Genomic DNA, 17,533 nt, shown 5'->3' with positions numbered 1-17,533 from the left:
GTATTGGCGCATCCGCATGTCTGGGTGACGGCGACGACAACCGTGGTGACGAGACCCGACGGCACCATCACCGCCATCAAGCATCGCTGGACCTTCGACGAACCGTTTTCGGCCTATGCCGTGATGGGCATGGACAAGGATGGCGACGGGAAATTCAGCCGGGAGGAACTCGCGCCCTTCGCCAGGATCAACATGGAATCGCTGCATGAATATGGCTTCTTCACCAGCGTGAAGCAGGGCAAGGGCGCAATCGCCTTCTCCGACCCCGTGGATTACTGGCTCGACCATGACGGCAAGGCGCTAACGCTGAATTTCACCCTGCCGGTGAAGGAAGGCGCGATTGTCGTGAAGGATGCGCGCCTCGAAGTGACCGACCCCTCCTTCTTCGTCTCCTTCGAATTCGCGAAGGAAAACCCCGTTCGGGTGGAAGGTTCGAGCAAGAGTTGCAAGCCGCAATTGCGGCCGCCGCCGCCGGGCGTGTTCCAGCGCCTGTCGCAGCTTGGCGAAAATGCCTTCAATAATGCTCCGCCCGGCGGGCTGGGGGTCGATTTCTCGACTCCCGTGACCTTCTCCTGCCCGTGACCCCGATGGCATGACCCGAAGCGGCATGACCCGAGGCGGCATGACCCGAAGCGGCATGGCGGAGGCTTGCGGGCGCGCGCTCATCGTGGCGCTGGTGATTCTCGCTCTCGCCCCGGATGGGCTGGCCCAAACCGCTCCCTTCGGCCTTCCTGCGCCACGCGGCGCATCGCCGCCCGCCGCCGAGGGGCTCGGCGCGTGGTTCCTGCAGAAACAGGCGGAATTCCACCGCGCGCTGACCCTCGCCTTCCGTGAGGCTTCGGATGATCGCGGCAGCATCCTCACGCTCATTGGCCTCGCCTTCGCCTATGGCGTGGTTCACGCCATAGGCCCGGGCCATGGCAAGGCGGTGATTTCCGGCTATATCGTCGCGAATGAGAGCGCGCTGAAGCGTGGCGTGGCGCTTGCCTTCGGTGCCGCCGCCGTGCAGGCCTTGATCGCGCTCGGCGTGGTTCTGTTCATCGCGAAAGTGGTAGGCGGCACCGCGCGTGATGTCGATCGGTCCGTGGTATTCATCGAGACCCTCGGCTTCTCGCTCATCGTCGCGATGGGGTTTTGGATCGTCTGGCGGAAGGGCCGCGCGCTGCTGGGCCTCACGCCTGCCGAAGCCGCCTGCACGCATGACCATGGGCCAAGCCCCGCCGTCTTCGCGAAGGGCGGCCGCGCGAGCCTCGCGCTCGCGGCCATCGGCGCCGGCATCCGCCCCTGCACGGGTGCGATCATCCTGCTCGTCTTCGCACTTTCCCAGCAGCTTTATCTGCTGGGCGCGGCATCCGTGCTGGCCATGGCCCTGGGCACGGCGATCGGCACGAGCCTGTTCGCCATGCTCGCGGTGAAAGCGAAGCATGTCGCGCTCTGGCTCGCGAGCGGACGCAGCCACAAGGCACTCCGGGCTCAGCTCGCGCTGGAGATGCTTGCCGGCATCGCCCTCGTGGCAATCGGCGCGGCCCTCCTTTCCGGCTTGATGACCACCGGGAGCTAAAGACCTTCCGCCCCTCCATCCGAGCGCGGATCGTGATCCGCCATGATCGCGCCCTTGGCATCGCGGATCAGCATGCCCGCATGGCCGAACATGTCGGCATAGGGCTTGTTGATTACCTCGATCTGGTGGCCCATGCTGGCGAGCCGGTCGAGCAGATGCCCATCCGTGCGGTTCTCGACCTTCAATGTTGCGCTGGCTCCGCCCCAGGTCCGCCCGAACAGGAAGCGCGGGCGATCCAAAGCCTCGGAGACCGGCAGCCCGTAGCGGATGGCGCGGAAGAACACCTGCGCCTGGAATTGCGGCTGGCCATCGCCCCCCATCGCCCCATAGGATGCAACGCGCCCGTCTTCAAACACCGCGAGCGGCGTGTTGAGCGTATGGAAGGGGCGCCGACCCGGCTGAAGCGGGTTCAGCGCCTTGGGATCGAGCGAGAAGGCCATGCCGCGGTTCTGCCAGAGGATGCCCGTGTTCGGCAGCACCACGCCCGAGCCATATTCCCAGTAGAGCGACTGGATGAAGGACACCGCGAGACCTGAATTGTCGATGGCGCCCATCCAGATCGTGTCACCGTCCTCCTTCGCGAAGGGCCAGCTTGCCGCGCGGTTGGCCTTCACGGCATCCGCCTCCCGCGCAAGCCGCTCCGGCGTGAGGAAGCTCGCGGGATCATGCGCGAGGTGATCGAAATCGGTCACCACGCGATCGCGGATGGCATAGGCGCGCTTCGCCGCCTCGATCAGCCCGTGCCAATGCGCGGGGCTCTCGGCCTCCCTGGCTTCGAGCCGGTTGAACACGCCATGCAGGATGAGCGAGGCAAGCCCCTGGCTGGGCGGCGGGTTGTTGTAAAGCGTCACGCCGGGCATCCTCGTCTTGAGCGGCTCGCGCCAGCGCGCCTCGTAGCGGGCGAGGTCGTCCCGCGTCACGGGTGCCCCGGCGCGTTCGAGATCGACCGCCATTTCCCGCGCGATGTCGCCCTTGTAGAAATCCGCCAGACCGGCATGGCCCAGTTGCTCGAACACGCCCGCAAGCTTCGGCTGCCTGCGGAGTGAGCCCGCCTCCGGTTGCTTGCCGCCCTCGCCCAGGAAATGCTGCGCGAATCCGGGCACTGCAAGGATCGCCTCACGCTCCTTCACGATATAGCGCCCCTCGGACTGGCTGACAGGCACGCCGTCGCGGGCCAGTGTCTCGGCCTGGGCCACGAGGTCCTTCACGGGCAGCTTGCCGCCAAGCGCCCTCGAGAGTTCCAGAGCGAGCATCCAGCCGCCGATGGCTCCGGCCACGGTCAGCGCAGCATCCGGTCCGCGCACGGGCACCGCGTCATAACCCCGGGCGCGATAGGCGTGGATGGTGGCCTTTGTGCCGGCATAGCCGCAGGCCTCGATGGAGCGCACCTTTCCATCCGGCGTGCGGATGAGCCAGAACCCGTCACCGCCAATGGAGTTCATGTGCGGGTAGACGACCGCGATCGCGCCCGCCATCGCCACCATCGCCTCGATGGCATTGCCGCCAGCCGCGAGGATGCGTTGCCCGACCTCGGCGGCAAGCCGATGCGGTGCCGCGACAGCGGCATGGGCGAAGGCAGGGGTCTCTTTCATGAAGGGTCCTCATTCGGCGGGTTCGGCAAACAGGGATTGCGGCTCGACAGTTGCAAGCGGAGCCGTGATCCGATAGCTCGAAATCGGGCCTCACGCGAAGGTCGATCCACGGAACGAGGATAGAATGGCCGAAAAGCGTTTCAATCGCTCCAATGCTCTGGCGGTGACCTGCGCAGCCATTCTCGTCGGCACGGAAATCCTGGCCGCCGCCCTGGCGCTGGGCTGGGCGCTGGGCGGATTGATGGGCTGGGGGCACGAAGTGACCTACGGTCTCATCGGTCTCTCGCTCGCGGGCGGTGTCTATCTCACGGCGATCTTCGTCCGCAATGCGATGAAGGCCGAACCTTTCTACGAATAACCCGCCTTCAAGGCGGCTGACGCGGGTCGGCCCTTGCGGAGCGGGATATGTAACATTATAACACTTTCATGCTGACCGCTCCCCCATCGCCTGTCCCGCATCGCCACGCGCCGGACCATCATCACGGCAGCGGGCACGACCCTGCCGTCGTCGGGCACGACATCGGAGAGCATGATCATCATGGGCATTCGCATGGCCATGATCATGCCGAGCCGCGCCTGCGGAAGACGCGACCGGCGCGCATCCGTTCGCTGATGGCCTTGTCTGCCGGTCAGCGATTGCTGCTGGTGCTTCCAATCCTCGGCGGGCTCTGGCTCGCGGCCTACTGGGCGATGCGCTGATGTCGGCACCCGCTCTCGCCTTCCGCGATCTCACGCTCGGCTATGATCGTCATCCGGCGGTTCACCACCTTGATGGAACCGTGAAGGCGGGCGGCCTGCTTGCCGTGGTGGGCCCCAATGGCGGCGGGAAATCCACGCTGCTGAAGGGCATTGCCGGGCAGCTCCCGTCGTTGGGTGGCTCCATCGCCAATGGTTTTCCCGCCCTCGCCTACATGCCGCAGATCGGCGATCTCAGCCGCGATTTCCCCGTGAGCGTCTTCGATCTCGCGCTGACGGGCCTGTGCAGCCGGCGGGGCCTTTTCGGACGGATCTCGCGTTCGGATCGCGACCGCACCTATGAGGCGATCGGCCGGGTCGGCCTCGATGGCTTCGAGGACCGCTCGATCCGCACGCTCTCCGGCGGTCAGTTGCAGCGCCTGCTCTTCGCGCGGCTCATGCTGCAGGATGCGCCCCTGATCCTGCTCGACGAGCCCTTCGCGGCCATCGACCAGCGCACCATCGTCGATCTTCTCGTGATCATCGAGAACTGGCACCGGGAGGGCCGCACCATCCTTTGCGTGCTGCATGATCTTGAAGTAGTGCGCCAGCATTTCCCCGAAAGCCTGCTGATCGCGCGCGAACCCATCGCCTGGGGGCCGACCGCCACGGTGCTGACCGACGCCAATCTCTCTCGCGCGCGCTCGATGTCCGAAGCCTTCGACCGCGAGGCGGCCTTGTGCGAGCGTGCCGCGTGATGCTCCTCCACGATCTCCTCATCGGCCCCTTCATCGAGTTTCCGTTCATGCGTCGCGCCCTGGTGGGCGGGCTCGCGGTCTCGCTCGGCGCAGCGCCCATCGGCCTGTTCCTGATGCTCCGCCGCATGAGCCTCATCGGCGATGCCATGGCTCATGCCATCCTGCCCGGCGCCGCACTGGGGTTCCTGATCGGCGGACTCTCGCTCGGCGCGATGACCCTCGGCGGCCTCGTCGCGGGTTTCTCGGTTGCGCTGCTGGCCGGCGCGATCTCCCGCGCGACCCTCGTGAAGGAGGATATGGCGCTCGCCGCCTTCTATCTCCTGTCGCTCGCGACCGGCGTGCTGATCCTTTCCGGTGCAAAGGCGAATGTGGACGTCCTCAGCCTGCTCTTCGGTTCGATTCTCGCGCTGGATGATTCGACCTTGCTGCTCATCGTCAGCGTCTCGAGCCTCACGATGGTGGCCTTGGCCCTGGGCTATCGCGGCCTCGTTCTCGAATGCCTTGATCCCGGCTTCGCAGCCGGTGTCAGCCGCCACGGCGCCCTCTTCCATCTCGGGTTCCTGGCGCTCGTCGTGCTGAACCTCGTCGCCGGCTTCCATGCGCTGGGCACCCTGCTGGTGGTGGGCATCATGATGCTGCCCGCCGGCACGGCACGGCTGTGGAGCGACGATATCACGGCCATGCTGGGCATTGCGGTGCTGGCCGCGATGTTCGCGAACCTCGTGGGCCTGCTGGTCTCCTATCACCTGGGCCTCGCCTCCGGCCCGGCCATCATTCTCGTCGCAGGCCTCACCTATATCGCCTCGCTCATCGCGGCACCGCTCGGTCTCCTGCGCCGTTGGCTGCCGCGCCGCCATCTCGAAGCCTGAGAATTCACGAAAGGAATATTCGCCATGTTCCGCACCGATGATATGAAACAGAATAACATTCATCTCTCACGCCGCCTCGCCCTGGGGCTAATTCTGGCCGCGGCGATGATGCCCGGCCTCGCCCTGCCGCAGGCGAAAGAGCCGGTTCAGGTCGTGGCGTCATTCTCCATCCTCGCCGATCTCGCCAAGCAGGTGGGTGGCGATCGCGTGCGTGTCGTGAGCCTCGTGGGTCCGAACGCCGATACGCATGTCTTCCGCGCCACCCCGCAGGATGCGAAGATCGTGAAGGAGGCCGATCTGCTGATCGTCAACGGGCTCGGCTTTGATGGATTCATGCCGAGGCTTGTGAAATCCTCCGGCTCGAAGGCGCGCATCGTGACCGCGAGCAACGGACTGAACCCGCTCGAAAAGCCCAAATCCGGCGGGCATGATCACGGGCATGGCCACGCGCATGACCATGGCAAGCATGATCCGCATGCCTGGCAATCGATCGATGCCGTGAAGATCTATGTCAGCAACATCCGCGACGGTCTCATCGCCGCCGACAAGGAAGGGGAGGCTTTTTTCCGGGCCAATGCCGAGAAATACCTCGCCGAACTCGACCGGGCGAAAACCGAGATCGCCGCGCTGCTGGCGTCCATCCCCAGGGATAATCGCCTGGGCATCGTGAACCATGATTCCTTCCGCTATTTCACGCGCGATTTCGGCATCCGCATCGAGGGCGCGCGCGGGCTTTCCACCGAGACGGAGCCTTCCGCGCAGGATATCGCCCGCATCGTCAGGGCGGCGCGTGAACGCAAGGCGAAGGCTGTGTTCCTCGAGAACGTGGCCGATCCGCGCATTGCCGAAAAGCTGGCGAAGGAAACCGGCGCGCGCCTCGGTGGCACGCTCTATTCCGATGCCCTGACGGACGAGAAGGGCCCCGCCCCGACCTATCTCGCGCTGATGCGGCACAATGCGAAGACAATCGCCGAAGCACTGAAGGACTAACCCCGAAACAGGGCCTCGCCGGTGCTTGCATCGCGCTGGCCCGAGGCCCATATGCCTGTCATTCCCGTGCGGGGCCTTGAACCCCGGCACGCCGAGAAGGATCATTCCCGATGACCGACATTTCTGCCGACAAGATCCCCGTCGAGAAAATCCCCGTGACCGTGCTCACCGGCTATCTCGGCGCGGGCAAGACGACTTTGCTGAACCGCATCCTCACCGAGCCGCATGGCAAGAAATTCGCTGTCATCGTCAACGAGTTTGGCGAGATCGGCATCGACAACGACCTCGTGGTCGGCGCGGATGAAGAAGTCTTCGAGATGAATAACGGGTGCATCTGCTGCACCGTGCGCGGCGATCTCATCCGCATCATCGAGGGGCTGATGAAGCGCAAGGGCCGCTTCGATGCCATTCTCGTGGAAACCACCGGCCTCGCCGACCCCGCGCCGGTGGCGCAGACCTTCTTTGTCGATCAGGATGTCGGCGCCAAGACCCGCCTCGATGCAGTGGTGACCGTGGCCGATGCGAAGTGGCTGAAGGATCGCCTGAGGGACGCGCCGGAAGCGAAGAACCAGATCGCCTTCGCGGATGTCATTCTGCTCAACAAGACCGATCTCGTAAGCCCCGCGGAGCTGCGCGAGGTGGAAGCCCGCATCCGTGGCATCAACCCCTACGCGGTGCTCCACCGCACGCAGAAATGTGCCGTGCCGCTTGATGCGGTGCTGAACCGGGGTGCCTTCGATCTCGAGCGCATTCTCGAGATCGAGCCTGCCTTCCTTGAGACCGGTGACCATGATCATCATCACCATCATGATCATGATCATGACCATGATCACGAATGCGGCCCGGGCTGCACACATACGCATCATGACCATGAACACCACCATCATCATGGCGGGCTGAAGCATTACCATGACGAGGACATGCAATCGGTCTCGGTCGCCATCGAGGGCGATGTCGATCCCGAGAAGTTCATGCCGTGGATCAATGATCTCGTGCAGGTCGAGGGGCCGAACATCCTGCGCTCCAAGGGCATCCTCGCCTTCAGGAAGGAGCCGAAGCGCTTCGTCTTCCAGGGCGTGCACATGATCCTCGACGGCGACCTGCAACGTGACTGGCGGCCGGACGAGAAACGCGTGAGCCGCATTGTGTTCATCGGACGCAACCTCAAGGAAGATGAACTCAAAAAGGGCTTCCTCGCCTGCGCGGCCTGAGGCAAGAACGGGGCATGATCCAGCCTGCCTCCTCCCTCACCGATCGCGTGCAATCGCTCGCCTTCGATGCCCATATCCTCGCTGCCGGCTTTGTCGGTGGCGAGATCGTCATCGTCACCACCGAGGGCGCGATCCAGATTGGTCGTGAAGCGCCGGCCTTGCGGCCGCATGACGATGCCATCCTCGCTGCAAAGATAGCGGGCGATCGCCTCGTCACGGGCGGCGATGACGGGCGCGTCTTCGAGTGCCGGCCCGGCGAGGCGCCGAAACTCCTCGGCGAGGGCACGGGCTGGGTGGATGCGCTGGCACTCGGCCCGGATGGCGCGACCGCCTGGAGCATCGGCCGGCAGGCCTTCACGCGCGATGCCAGGGGCCAAAGGAAGAGCCTCACGCTCACCTCATCCGCGCGCGGCCTCGCCTTCTTCCCCGAGGGTTATCGGCTTGCAGTGTCGCAGAACGGCTTCGTCCCGCTGTGGTTCCCGAACATCGCGGCCGAGCCCGAGAAGCTCGAATGGAAGGGCTCGCATCTCGAATGCGAGGTCTCGCCGGATGGGCGCTTCGTGCTCACCTCGATGCAGGAAAACCAGCTGCACGGCTGGCGATTGGCCGACAAGGGCCACATGCGCATGTCGGGTTATCCCGCGAAGGTACGCGACATGAGCTGGTCCCATGACGGGCTCTGGCTCGCAACCTCCGGCGCGGAGGCCGCCATCATCTGGCCCTTCGCGAAGGATGGGCCCATAGGCAAGCCGCCGCGCGAATGCGGAGCAAGGCCTGCGCGTGTGAGCAAGGTCGCGTTCCACCCGAAAGCGCTGGTGCTCGCCATCGGTTATGCCGATGGCTGGGTGCTGCTCGTGCGCCTCACCGATGCCAGCGAATTGCTGGTGCGCGCAGGCGGCGATGGCGCGGCGATCACCGCGCTGGCCTGGGATCACGATGGCCGGAAGCTGATCTTCGGGGCGGAATCGGGCGCCGCCGGCCTGCTCGATCTGCCGGTGTGAGGCGCCATGGCGCCCTTCCCCAATCCCTTCCGCAAGAAAGCCGAGAGCAACCCCGCGCGCGATGCCATTCGTGGCTGGGCCGAGGCAGCGCTCGGGAATGACCCGCCGCTCACGCTCACCATTTCCGAGATCGATTGCGGCGATCCCGTCTGCCCCGGCCTCGAGACCATCATCCTCGTGATGCGCGAGGGCGAGGCGACGCAGGCCGCCAAAATTCGTAAATCGATGGAAGAGATCACCGAACTGGATGTGCGTGACGCAGTGAAGTATATCTGAGACAAAAAAGGGCCGGGCTTCCCCGGCCTGATCAATTCACCGCACCAGCACGTTCCGGAAGGCCCAGGGCTCGTTGTAATCCACGTCCTCGGGGAAGAGTTTTTCACGGTCCCTGGTGGGGTTCCAGTCGGTATAGAAGCCGCGCACCGGACCGAGATAGGGCATCTGCACCTCAAGACAGCGCTTGTAATCCATCTCGTCGGCCTCGACGATGCCGCTTTCCGGGTTCTCGAGCGCCCAGACCATGCCCGCGAGCACGGCCGAGCTCACCTGCATGCCGGTCGCGTTCTGATAGGGCGCGAGGGCGCGCGTTTCCTCGACCGAGAGCTGCGAACCATACCAATAGGCGTTGTTCTTGTGGCCGAAGAGCAGCACGCCGAGTTCGTCGATGCCATCGACGATCTCATGCTCATCGAGGATGTGATGCTCCGGCTGGATATTGCCGCCATTGCCGAAGAGCTCATGCAGAGAGAGCACCGCATCATTCGCCGGGTGATAGGCGTAGTGGCAGGTGGGGCGGAACAGGGCTTTTCCGTCACCATCCTTCAGCGTGAAATAGTCGGCAATCGAGATCGACTCGTTGTGGGTGACGAGAAAGCCGTATTGCGCGCCGTTGGTGGGGCACCAGCTGCGCACGCGCGTATTGGCACCCGGCTGGAGCAGATAGATCGCGGCGCCGCAGCCCGTTTCGTGGGTGCGGGCGTTCTCGGGCATCCAGGGCTCATGCGTGCCCCAGCCGAGTTCGGCCGGCTGCATGCCCTCGGAAAGGAAACCCTCGACCGACCAGGTATTGACGAACACATTCGCCGGCTTCGGGTTCTTCGCGCGCTGCGTATCGCGCTCCGCGATATGCACGCCCTTCACGCCGGCATCCCGCATCAGCTTCGCCCAGCCCTCGCGGGTGGTCGGCTCCTCGAAAGGCAGGCCAAGATCGCTGGCGACATTCACAAGCGCCTGCTTCACGAACCAGCTGACCATGCCCGGATTGGCACCGCAACAGGAGACGGCGGTTGTGCCAGCGGGATTCCTGCGCTTGGCGGCAAGAACCGTCTCGCGCAGCATGTAATTCGAGCGCGCGGCGGGGCCGGCCGACGTGTCCCAGTAGAAGCCGAGCCACGGCTCCACCACGGTATCGATATAAAGCACGCCGATCTCGCGGCAGAATTCCATGATGTCGAGCGAGGAGGTATCGACCGACAGGTTGACACAGAAGCCCTGCCCGCCGCCAGCGGTCAGCAACGGCTTCAGCATGTCGCGATAGTTCTCGCGCGTCACGGCCGCCTGCAGGAAGCGGATGCCGCGCTCATCGAGCAGACGACGATCGCTGTCATCCGGGTCGATCACCACGAAGCGGCTGCGATCGAAATGGAAATGCCGCTCGATGAGCGGCAGCGTGCCGCGTCCGATCGAGCCAAAGCCGATCATCACGATCGGGCCGGTAATGGTGCCATGGTTGGGCCAGGTCTCAGACATCTCTTCGTCTCTCGCGCGAAAATCTCGTGGAGGGGCAGGGTTTCAAAAAATCCGCGCCCCTATGGAGACCGGCGGAGCCGGCCGTCAAGGGGCGCGAAAGCGGTTGAAGGCGTGAAAGTCAGGCTGCGAGCCGACGATGGCCGCCTCCTGTCAGGGACGAGGAAGGTGTGAGCGCACCCGTGGCGCGCACGAGGCCAGACGCCAAAGCGAGGCCGCCTGGCACGATCTCTTGCGCGAGGAAGCGCGCGGCATCGACCGGGCCCGGCAAGGCGAGCCGCTCGGCCAGCGCCCGGCGAAAGCCGAAGCGCGCATAATAGGGCGCGTCGCCGACAAGGATGATCGCGCGATGGCCAAGCTCCGCCGCACGCGCGAGGCCGACCTCAATCAATGTGCCGCCAATGCCGACCGAGCGCAGGCGCTCATCCACCGCCAGCGGGCCGAGCATGAGAGCGGGAACGCCGCCGGCATCGACATGCCAGAAGCGCAGGGTGCCCACAGGCATCTCGCCAGCGCGCGCGATGAAGGATAGGCCTTCAGCCGGCGAACGACCTTCGCGCAGCCGTTCGCAGGTCTTCACAAAACGGGCAGGACCAAAGGCGCGATCAAGCATTGCTTCGCGCGCGGAAGCCTCATGGGGGAGTTCATCGTCAATGCGGATCATGTCCGGTCTCCTGGCCTCGCGGCCAAAGCGCGCATGCGAGCGCGGTTTGAGGGAGACCCTCGCGCCTCGGAAGCCGGATCCTCAGATCCGGCTTCCTGCCGAACGGGTGATGGCGGGAAGGAAGGCTCGGTCCGATCTCAGATGACGATCTGTCGGAGCCCCGGCATGCCGTTGAAGCACTCGGTGGAATAGGTCGTCGTATAAGCGCCCGTGCCCTCGATCAGCACCTTGTCACCGATCTCAAGGCTGAAAGGCAGCAGATACGGCGTCTTCTCATAAAGAACATCCACCGAATCGCAGGTCGGTCCGGCGATCACGCAAGGGCCCATCTCGCCGCCGTCATGGCGGGTGCGGATGGGATAGCGGATCGCCTCGTCGATCGTCTCGGCCAGCCCATGGAACTTGCCGATATCGAGATAGACCCAGCGCGGCTCGCTCGAATCATCCGACTTCTTCGAGATGAGGATCACCTCGCTCTCGATGATGCCGGCATTGCCGACCATGCCGCGGCCCGGCTCGATGATCGTCTCGGGAATGCGGTTGCCGAAATGCTTGCAGAGCGAATCGAAGATCGCCTCGCCATAGGCCTGAACCTTCGGAATATCGCGCAGGTAGCGGGTCGGAAAACCGCCGCCAAGGTTGACCATGGCGAGCTGGATGCCGCGCTCGGCCAGATCGCGGAAGATCGCGGCCGAAGATGCAAGCGCCTCGTCCCACATCTTCGGGTTCGTCTGCTGCGAGCCGACATGGAAGGAGAGGCCATGCGCCACGAGACCGAGGCGATGGGCCAGTTCCAGCACGCGCGGCGCCAGTTCAGGCTGGCAGCCGAACTTGCGCGACAGGGGCCATTCCGCACCGGCGCCATCGCACAGGATGCGGCAGAACACCTTCGAGCCCGGCGCGGCGCGCGCGATCTTCTCCACCTCGGCTTCGCAATCGACCGCGAAGAGGCGCACCCCGCGCTCATAGGCGCGCTGGATGTCGCGTTCCTTCTTGATCGTGTTGCCGAACGAGATGCGATCCGCCGTGGCGCCGACCGCGAGCACCATCTCGATCTCGCCGATGGAGGCGCAATCGAAGCACGAACCGAGCTTGGCGAGAAGCTCGAGGATCTCATGGGCAGGATTCGCCTTCACGGCATAGAAGACGCGCGTATCCGGCATCGCCTTCGAGAAGGCGAGGTAATTGTCGCGAACGACATCGATATCGACGACGAGGCGCGGACCCTCCGACGGACGGGTGCGGAGGTAGTCGAGAATTCGCTCAGTCATGGCAGCATCCCCTCATGCGGCGCTCGGGCCGCTCTGGCGATGGTCAAACTGGGTGCGCCGTTACGTCGTGCCGCAGGGTGGAAACGCGGACACGTCTGCATGGTGCATCCGTGCTGCCCGCCCCTCCGGAGAGGAGAGGGGACAGCGGTGACGCTACGCCGTTGGTCGTCGGAAAACCCCGGACGCGCAGAATGCGCAACCAGAGTGACCTCAGAGCCATCGTTTGGAAGGGGAAAACCCCACCGCACGCCCGGCAAGATGGACAAGCCTCTTCAGTTGCCGGACTTGGAACCCGGCAGAGACCGAAAAAGCCCGCTCCGTCGTTGCTTTGAGCTGCGTCACCCGCTTCGGGCGGGGCCGCCGGTTCGCCTCCGGCTGCTGGTCCGTTCATTGGGGGTGGAGCGGTTGCTCGCGACCCTCGACGACTGGCGTTTTTCCGGCCTCTTGTCCGGAGATCCACCGACCAGCACGCGACCACAGGCACGTGCGAATATGGGCAAGACGGTGTATAGGGATAATTGATCTGCGATGCAAGTCCGAGGGCCTCAAAACTGTTCAAAACCGCAGCCTCATGCGCCACGCCGACCGAGTTCCGGCAAGGCCATTGTCATGAAGTCGTCATGCAGGCGTGGTTTGAGCCATGTGGGAAGCCGGCTTACGGTTCAGGTTGATCCGAACTTTCCTGGGGCAGGGGCGCCATGAAGATGAATTCGCAGAAGACGGTCGGGCAGCAATTGATGCTGGCTTCCCGCCTGTACCGGGCGCGGATGGCGGAACACCTCGCGGAGATCTCGATCTTTCCAGGGCAGGAACTGGTGCTTCAGGCCCTGTCCGGCACCGAGGGCGCGACCATGGGCGAGCTTTCGCGCGCCCTGCGCGTGCGACCACCCACCATCTCGAAAACCATCACGCGGCTGGCTGCCCAGGGCCTCGTGGCCCGGCGCTCGCGAACGGATGATGCGCGGATCGTTCTGGTGACTCTCACCGCGGAGGGCGAGGCGAAGCTCTCGCGAATCGGTGAACTCACCAGCCTCATGGAAGAGGAGATCGCCGACCTCCTCGACGACAAGGACGCCCGGCGACTGCGCAAGCTGCTGCGCCGCCTCTCGAAGGGGCTCGCGAAGAATCCCGGCAGCACCGATCTCGACCAGGAAGGCGAAATGCCCGGGGACGACGAGGATTGATAGAATCGGGGCTTCCCCAAATGGGGCTGGCGCGGCACATAAGGAGGGTCTCTCTTCTGTTGCCGGATGCCCGATGCGCTACCCTGACTTTCCCGTCCTCATCACACAACCCATGATGCCGCTCATCCAGCAGGGCATCGAGAGCCGGTTTCCCTCCGCGCGCCTCTCCGAGCAGGAGGATCGCGCCGGTTTTCTCGCGAGGGAGGGCGCACGCTTCAAGGGCGTGGTGACCGGCCAGGGAGCCGCGAGCGACGACGCCCTTTTCGCAGCATTGCCGAACCTGCGGATCGTCTCGAGCTTCGGCGTGGGCTATGATCTTGTCGATGCCAGGGCCGCGAAGGCGCGCGGGATCGTGGTCACGAACACGCCGGACGTGCTCACGGATGAAGTGGCCGACCTCGCGATGGGCCTGCTGATTTCCACGGTGCGCAGGCTGCCGCAAGCGGACCAGCATGTCCGCAAGGGTCTTTGGCTCAAGGGCAATTTCCCGCTGAGCGACACCCTGCGCGGCAAGACCATGGGCATTCTCGGCCTCGGACGCATCGGCAAGGCCATTGCCCGGCGGGCCGAAGCCTTCGGGCTCAAGCTCGTCTATCACGGCCGCGCGCAGCAGGCGGATGTTCACTACCCTTTCTACGCTTCCCTCGTGGAGATGGCGAAGGCGTCGGACATCCTGATGATCATCGCACCGGGAGGGCCGTCCACACGGCGGATCGTGGATCGCGCGGTGATTGAGGCGCTCGGCCCGGAAGGCACGCTCATCAACGTGGCCCGCGGCACGCTGGTGGACGAGCCGGTAATGGTCGAGATGCTGCAATCCGGCGCGCTGGGCGCTGCCGGCCTCGATGTGTTCGAGGATGAACCGAAGGTGCCGGAAGCGCTGTTCGCCCTCGAGAATGTGGTGCTTCTGCCGCATGTCGGCTCGGCTTCGGTCCATACGCGGAACCGGATGGGGCAACTCGTCGTGGACAACGTGATCGCGCTCGCCGAGGGCCGCCCGCCCCTCACGCCCGTGCCGGAAACGCCCTGGTCCGCCTGAAACCGGCCAGCGCGCTCAGGAAATCACGCCGCCGAGTTCATCCTCGATATGCACGCGGAGGATCTCGTCGAAGGTCGCCTCCGCGCGGAACCCCAGGGACAAGGCCCGCTGCGGATCGAAGTTGCGCGGCCAACCCGCAACCACCCGCTGGATGAAGGCATCCGGCTCGCGACGGATGCGCGCGACGACCTTCTCGCCCCCCATGCGCCGCAGGGCCGCAATCTGCTCGCCCACCGTGCAGGACAGCCCAGGCATGGTGAGGTTGCGCCGGTGGCCCACCATCGCGCCATCGATCGTCGCGGCATGCACGAGAAACTGAACGGCACTGCGCGGGCTCGCGTGCCAGTGCCGCACATCCTCCGAGACCGGCAGCGCGGCCTCCTTGCCTGCGAGCGGCTCCCGGCAGATGTTCGAGAAGAAGCCCGAAGCGGCCTTGTTCGGCGCGCCGGGCCGCACGCAGATGGTGGGCAGACGAATGCCGATTCCATCGAAGATGCCGCGCCGCGTGTAATCCGCCAGCAGCAGTTCGCCGATCACCTTCTGGGTGCCGTAGCTCGTGAGCGGCGCATTGAGGAACTCATCGCCGATCGCCTCCGGGAAGGGCGCGCCAAAGGCCGCGATGGAGGAGGTGAAAACCACCCGCGGGCAATAGCCATCACCGGCCTGGCGGATCGCGTCGAAGAGCATCCGCGTGCCGTCGAGATTGATGCGGTAGCCCTTGTCGAAATCCGCTTCCGCCTCGCCCGAGACGATCGCCGCGAGATGGAAGATCACGTCCGGCCGGTCCGAGATCAGCCGCTCCGCCTCGCCGATCCGGGCAAAATCGCTTTCCTCGCAAGTCACGGTGAAGGGCACACCGGCTGGTGCCGGCGGCATCATCACATCATGCAGCCGCATGGCGGTGATCACCCGCCCGCCGAGATGATGATCGCGCGCGAGCCGCTCGACGAGCTTGCGGCCGACCATGCCGGCCGCGCCAAGAACGAGGATCTTCATTTTCGCCTCACAGGGTCCAGCCGCCATCGACCATATGCGTCGTGCCGGTCGTGAAGGCACTTTCGTCGGAGGCGAGATAGACCGCGAGCTTCGCAACCTCCTCCGCCGTGCCGAGCCGGCCGATCGGCTGGCGGGCAATGAACATCGCACGCACTTCCGCCTCGCTCTTGCCCGAGGAAGCCGCAAGCGCCGCGATGCGCTGATCGAGCGATGGCGACTGAATCGTGCCGGGGCAGATCGCGTTGCAACGGATGCCCCTGGTGATGAAATCCACCGCAATGGCCTTGGTGAGGCCAATCACCGCAGCCTTGGTCGCACCATAGACATAGCGGTTCGGCGCGCCCCTGACCGAGGATGCGCCGGAGGCAAGGTTGATGATCGAGCATGTTTTTCTTGGCGCGAAATCTTCACGCGAACCCGTGCCCACTTCGCTTGATTTCGCTTCCGCGGCCCTCGCGAGCATTCCCGGCAGGAAAGCCTTGCTCATCCGGTGCATCGATTTCACGTTGAGATCGAACGAGAAATCCCAGTCCTTGTCCTCGCATTCGAGGATCGTGCCGTGATGCACAAAGCCCGCGACATTCGCGAGGATGTCGATGCCGCCGACCTTCTCGGCAAAGCGCGCGACCTGCTTGTCGGAGAGCACATCAAGCTTCGAGCGCCTGGCGCGCGGAATGGCATCGAGCGCCTCGCGGTTGATGTCGGTCGCCCAGACGGTTGCACCCTCGGCCACGAAAGCCTGCGCGATCGCCTGCCCGATGCCCGCGCCGGCAGCCGTGACCACCGCGACCTTGCCCTTCAAACGTCCTGCCATCTCATCCTCCCGGTCGTACGCCACATTGGGCGAGGCTTGCTTTCTCTTGGCCCGTGGCGTCGAAATTCTCCGCTGCAAGCCATTTTGCATAGCCGGCTTTTAATTCCGGCCATTCCTGATCGATGATCGAGAACCACGCCGTATCGCGGTTCATCCCCTTTGTCACCATGTGCTGGCGGAAAAGCCCTTCGAAGGTGAAGCCGAAGCGCTTTGCCGCCCGTTTCGAGGGCTCGTTGCCGTTGTGGCATTTCCACTCGTAGCGGCGATAGCCCAGGGTCGAGATCGCGTGATCCGCGTGGAGGAACAAAGCCTCGGTCGCGACGCGCGTCCGCGCAATCGACGGCCCCCAATGGATCGAGCCGATCTCGATCACGCCATGCGTCTGGTCGATGCGCATCGCATCCTGCCGACCGCCGATGCGGCCCGTCGCGCGATCCACAACGACATGGCAGAGGATATCCGTGCGCTTCGCCTTCGCCTCGATCCAGGCCTGGAAGGTCGGGCGGTCCATCCTCGTCTCGAACAGGAAGAGATGATCCTGCTCGGCCTGGTCGCCCATCAGCGCCGCGAAAAGCCCGTCGGCATGGCGGACGGGATCGAGCGGCTCGAGCCGGGCATAACGCCCCTCCAGCACCACGGGCGCGGGAAAGGGGCGTGGGGTCCAGTGCGCGAGGTCAGCACTCAATGGTTGTCCCTCGGCGTGCCGTGCGTGCGCACGACGCGACGGTATTTGACGGCGTTCTTCAGCACCATGCCATTCGCGAGGCCATCAACCTCCTTGCGCTGCATGGCCTGCCAGGGCGTCTGGCTCTTTGGATATTTGTAGCCGCCGGCGGCCTTGAGTTCCGCCTGCCGCTTCGCGATTTCCGCCTCGGAAATCAGCATGTTGGCGGAGCGGGTGTTGAGATCGATGCGGATGCGGTCGCCCGTCCTGAGGATCGCGAGATTGCCGCCTGCCGCCGCTTCCGGCGTCGCGTTGAGGATCGAGGGCGAACCGGAGGTGCCGGATTGCCGCCCATCGCCGATGCAGGGCAGTGCGTTGATGCCCTTCCTGATGAGATAGGCCGGGGGCCGCATGTTCACGACTTCTGCCGCGCCGGGATAGCCGATCGGCCCTGTCCCGCGCATGACGAGGATGCCATCCGCCCCGATCTTGAGGGAC

At 64.8% G+C, this 17,533-nt stretch carries 20 protein-coding genes; 12 read left to right on the top strand and 8 right to left on the bottom strand.

From position 1 onward, the window contains the following. Both ACKODO_RS12875 and ACKODO_RS12870 read left to right on the top strand, forming a co-directional pair. Positions 1 to 582, top strand: a 582-nt coding sequence (locus tag ACKODO_RS12875; protein ID WP_408983836.1) for a DUF1007 family protein, incomplete at its 5' end; no start/stop codon positions are given. A gap of 40 nt (positions 583 to 622) precedes the next feature. Continuing rightward, positions 623 to 1,561, top strand: coding sequence for a nickel/cobalt transporter (locus tag ACKODO_RS12870; RefSeq protein ID WP_408983835.1), 939 nt, complete (start codon positions 623 to 625; stop codon positions 1,559 to 1,561). Here ACKODO_RS12870 and ACKODO_RS12865 read toward each other — a convergent pair. Continuing rightward, the gene (locus ACKODO_RS12865; RefSeq protein ID WP_408983834.1) at positions 1,558 to 3,153 is read right to left on the bottom strand and encodes a gamma-glutamyltransferase family protein; all 1,596 of its coding nucleotides are present in this window, start codon (positions 3,151 to 3,153) and stop codon (positions 1,558 to 1,560) included. The two genes, ACKODO_RS12870 and ACKODO_RS12865, sit on opposite strands and share 4 nt — an antisense overlap. 124 nt (positions 3,154 to 3,277) lie before the next feature. Between ACKODO_RS12865 and ACKODO_RS12860 the strand changes: the two genes are divergently transcribed. From ACKODO_RS12860 to ACKODO_RS12825, 8 genes are all read left to right on the top strand, one after another. Then, on the top strand, positions 3,278 to 3,511 hold the full coding sequence (locus ACKODO_RS12860; RefSeq protein WP_408983833.1) for a hypothetical protein: 234 nt from the start codon (positions 3,278 to 3,280) through the stop codon (positions 3,509 to 3,511). Positions 3,512 to 3,579: 68 nt separating this feature from the next. Continuing rightward, the gene (locus ACKODO_RS12855; RefSeq protein ID WP_408983832.1) at positions 3,580 to 3,852 is read left to right on the top strand and encodes a hypothetical protein; all 273 of its coding nucleotides are present in this window, start codon (positions 3,580 to 3,582) and stop codon (positions 3,850 to 3,852) included. Further along, entirely contained in the window at positions 3,852 to 4,586 is a 735-nt protein-coding gene (locus ACKODO_RS12850; RefSeq protein ID WP_408983831.1) for a metal ABC transporter ATP-binding protein, read from the top strand. Before ACKODO_RS12855 ends, ACKODO_RS12850 begins: the two co-directional genes overlap by 1 nt. Further along, positions 4,586 to 5,455 (top strand): metal ABC transporter permease, encoded by an 870-nt coding sequence (locus ACKODO_RS12845; RefSeq protein WP_408983837.1) that lies wholly within the window; start codon positions 4,586 to 4,588, stop codon positions 5,453 to 5,455. Before ACKODO_RS12850 ends, ACKODO_RS12845 begins: the two co-directional genes overlap by 1 nt. A gap of 24 nt (positions 5,456 to 5,479) precedes the next feature. Continuing rightward, complete coding sequence (locus tag ACKODO_RS12840) at positions 5,480 to 6,445, top strand: metal ABC transporter substrate-binding protein (protein WP_408983830.1); 966 nt, start codon at positions 5,480 to 5,482, stop codon at positions 6,443 to 6,445. Positions 6,446 to 6,555: 110 nt separating this feature from the next. Next, positions 6,556 to 7,656 (top strand): CobW family GTP-binding protein, encoded by a 1,101-nt coding sequence (locus ACKODO_RS12835; RefSeq protein ID WP_408983829.1) that lies wholly within the window; start codon positions 6,556 to 6,558, stop codon positions 7,654 to 7,656. A 14-nt stretch (positions 7,657 to 7,670) separates the two neighbouring features. Further along, entirely contained in the window at positions 7,671 to 8,657 is a 987-nt protein-coding gene (locus tag ACKODO_RS12830) for a WD40 repeat domain-containing protein (RefSeq protein ID WP_408983828.1), read from the top strand. A gap of 6 nt (positions 8,658 to 8,663) precedes the next feature. Then, positions 8,664 to 8,933, top strand: coding sequence for a hypothetical protein (locus ACKODO_RS12825; protein ID WP_408983827.1), 270 nt, complete (start codon positions 8,664 to 8,666; stop codon positions 8,931 to 8,933). A 36-nt stretch (positions 8,934 to 8,969) separates the two neighbouring features. Here the strand turns inward: ACKODO_RS12825 and ACKODO_RS12820 are convergent, their stop codons facing one another. From ACKODO_RS12820 to ACKODO_RS12810, 3 genes are all read right to left on the bottom strand, one after another. Then, complete coding sequence (locus ACKODO_RS12820; protein WP_408983826.1) at positions 8,970 to 10,406, bottom strand: homospermidine synthase; 1,437 nt, start codon at positions 10,404 to 10,406, stop codon at positions 8,970 to 8,972. 118 nt (positions 10,407 to 10,524) lie between these two features. Beyond that, the gene (locus ACKODO_RS12815; protein WP_408983825.1) at positions 10,525 to 11,067 is read right to left on the bottom strand and encodes a GNAT family N-acetyltransferase; all 543 of its coding nucleotides are present in this window, start codon (positions 11,065 to 11,067) and stop codon (positions 10,525 to 10,527) included. A 137-nt stretch (positions 11,068 to 11,204) separates the two neighbouring features. Further along, positions 11,205 to 12,338 (bottom strand): type III PLP-dependent enzyme, encoded by a 1,134-nt coding sequence (locus ACKODO_RS12810; RefSeq protein ID WP_408983824.1) that lies wholly within the window; start codon positions 12,336 to 12,338, stop codon positions 11,205 to 11,207. Between the two features lie 698 nt (positions 12,339 to 13,036). On the opposite strand from ACKODO_RS12810, the gene ACKODO_RS12805 reads away from it, so the two are divergent. Both ACKODO_RS12805 and ACKODO_RS12800 read left to right on the top strand, forming a co-directional pair. Beyond that, the gene (locus tag ACKODO_RS12805) at positions 13,037 to 13,522 is read left to right on the top strand and encodes a MarR family winged helix-turn-helix transcriptional regulator (RefSeq protein WP_408983823.1); all 486 of its coding nucleotides are present in this window, start codon (positions 13,037 to 13,039) and stop codon (positions 13,520 to 13,522) included. 73 nt (positions 13,523 to 13,595) lie between these two features. Next, a complete protein-coding gene (locus ACKODO_RS12800; RefSeq protein ID WP_408983822.1) occupies positions 13,596 to 14,561 on the top strand; it encodes a 2-hydroxyacid dehydrogenase in 966 nt (321 codons plus the stop codon). Positions 14,562 to 14,576: 15 nt separating this feature from the next. Here the strand turns inward: ACKODO_RS12800 and denD are convergent, their stop codons facing one another. The 4 genes from denD to ACKODO_RS12780 all read right to left on the bottom strand — a co-directional run. After that, on the bottom strand, positions 14,577 to 15,557 hold the full coding sequence (denD, locus tag ACKODO_RS12795) for a D-erythronate dehydrogenase (RefSeq protein WP_408983821.1): 981 nt from the start codon (positions 15,555 to 15,557) through the stop codon (positions 14,577 to 14,579). A 7-nt stretch (positions 15,558 to 15,564) separates the two neighbouring features. Then, on the bottom strand, positions 15,565 to 16,371 hold the full coding sequence (locus tag ACKODO_RS12790) for an SDR family oxidoreductase (protein WP_408983820.1): 807 nt from the start codon (positions 16,369 to 16,371) through the stop codon (positions 15,565 to 15,567). Between the two features lies 1 nt (position 16,372). Then, positions 16,373 to 17,056 carry a GNAT family N-acetyltransferase gene (locus ACKODO_RS12785; RefSeq protein WP_408983819.1) on the bottom strand — a complete coding sequence of 228 codons (684 nt, stop codon included), beginning with the start codon at positions 17,054 to 17,056 and terminating at the stop codon, positions 16,373 to 16,375. Further along, positions 17,053 to 17,533, bottom strand: a 481-nt coding sequence (locus tag ACKODO_RS12780) for a dihydroxy-acid dehydratase (RefSeq protein ID WP_408983818.1), incomplete at its 5' end; no start/stop codon positions are given. The genes ACKODO_RS12785 and ACKODO_RS12780, both read right to left, overlap by 4 nt.

The sequence above is a fragment of the Rhabdaerophilum sp. genome, from assembly GCF_046092605.1.
Taxonomy (GTDB): Bacteria; Pseudomonadota; Alphaproteobacteria; order Rhizobiales; family Beijerinckiaceae; genus Rhabdaerophilum.
The sequence above is the reverse complement of the archived record's forward strand: the minus strand, read 5'-3'. Positions and strand labels throughout refer to the sequence as shown.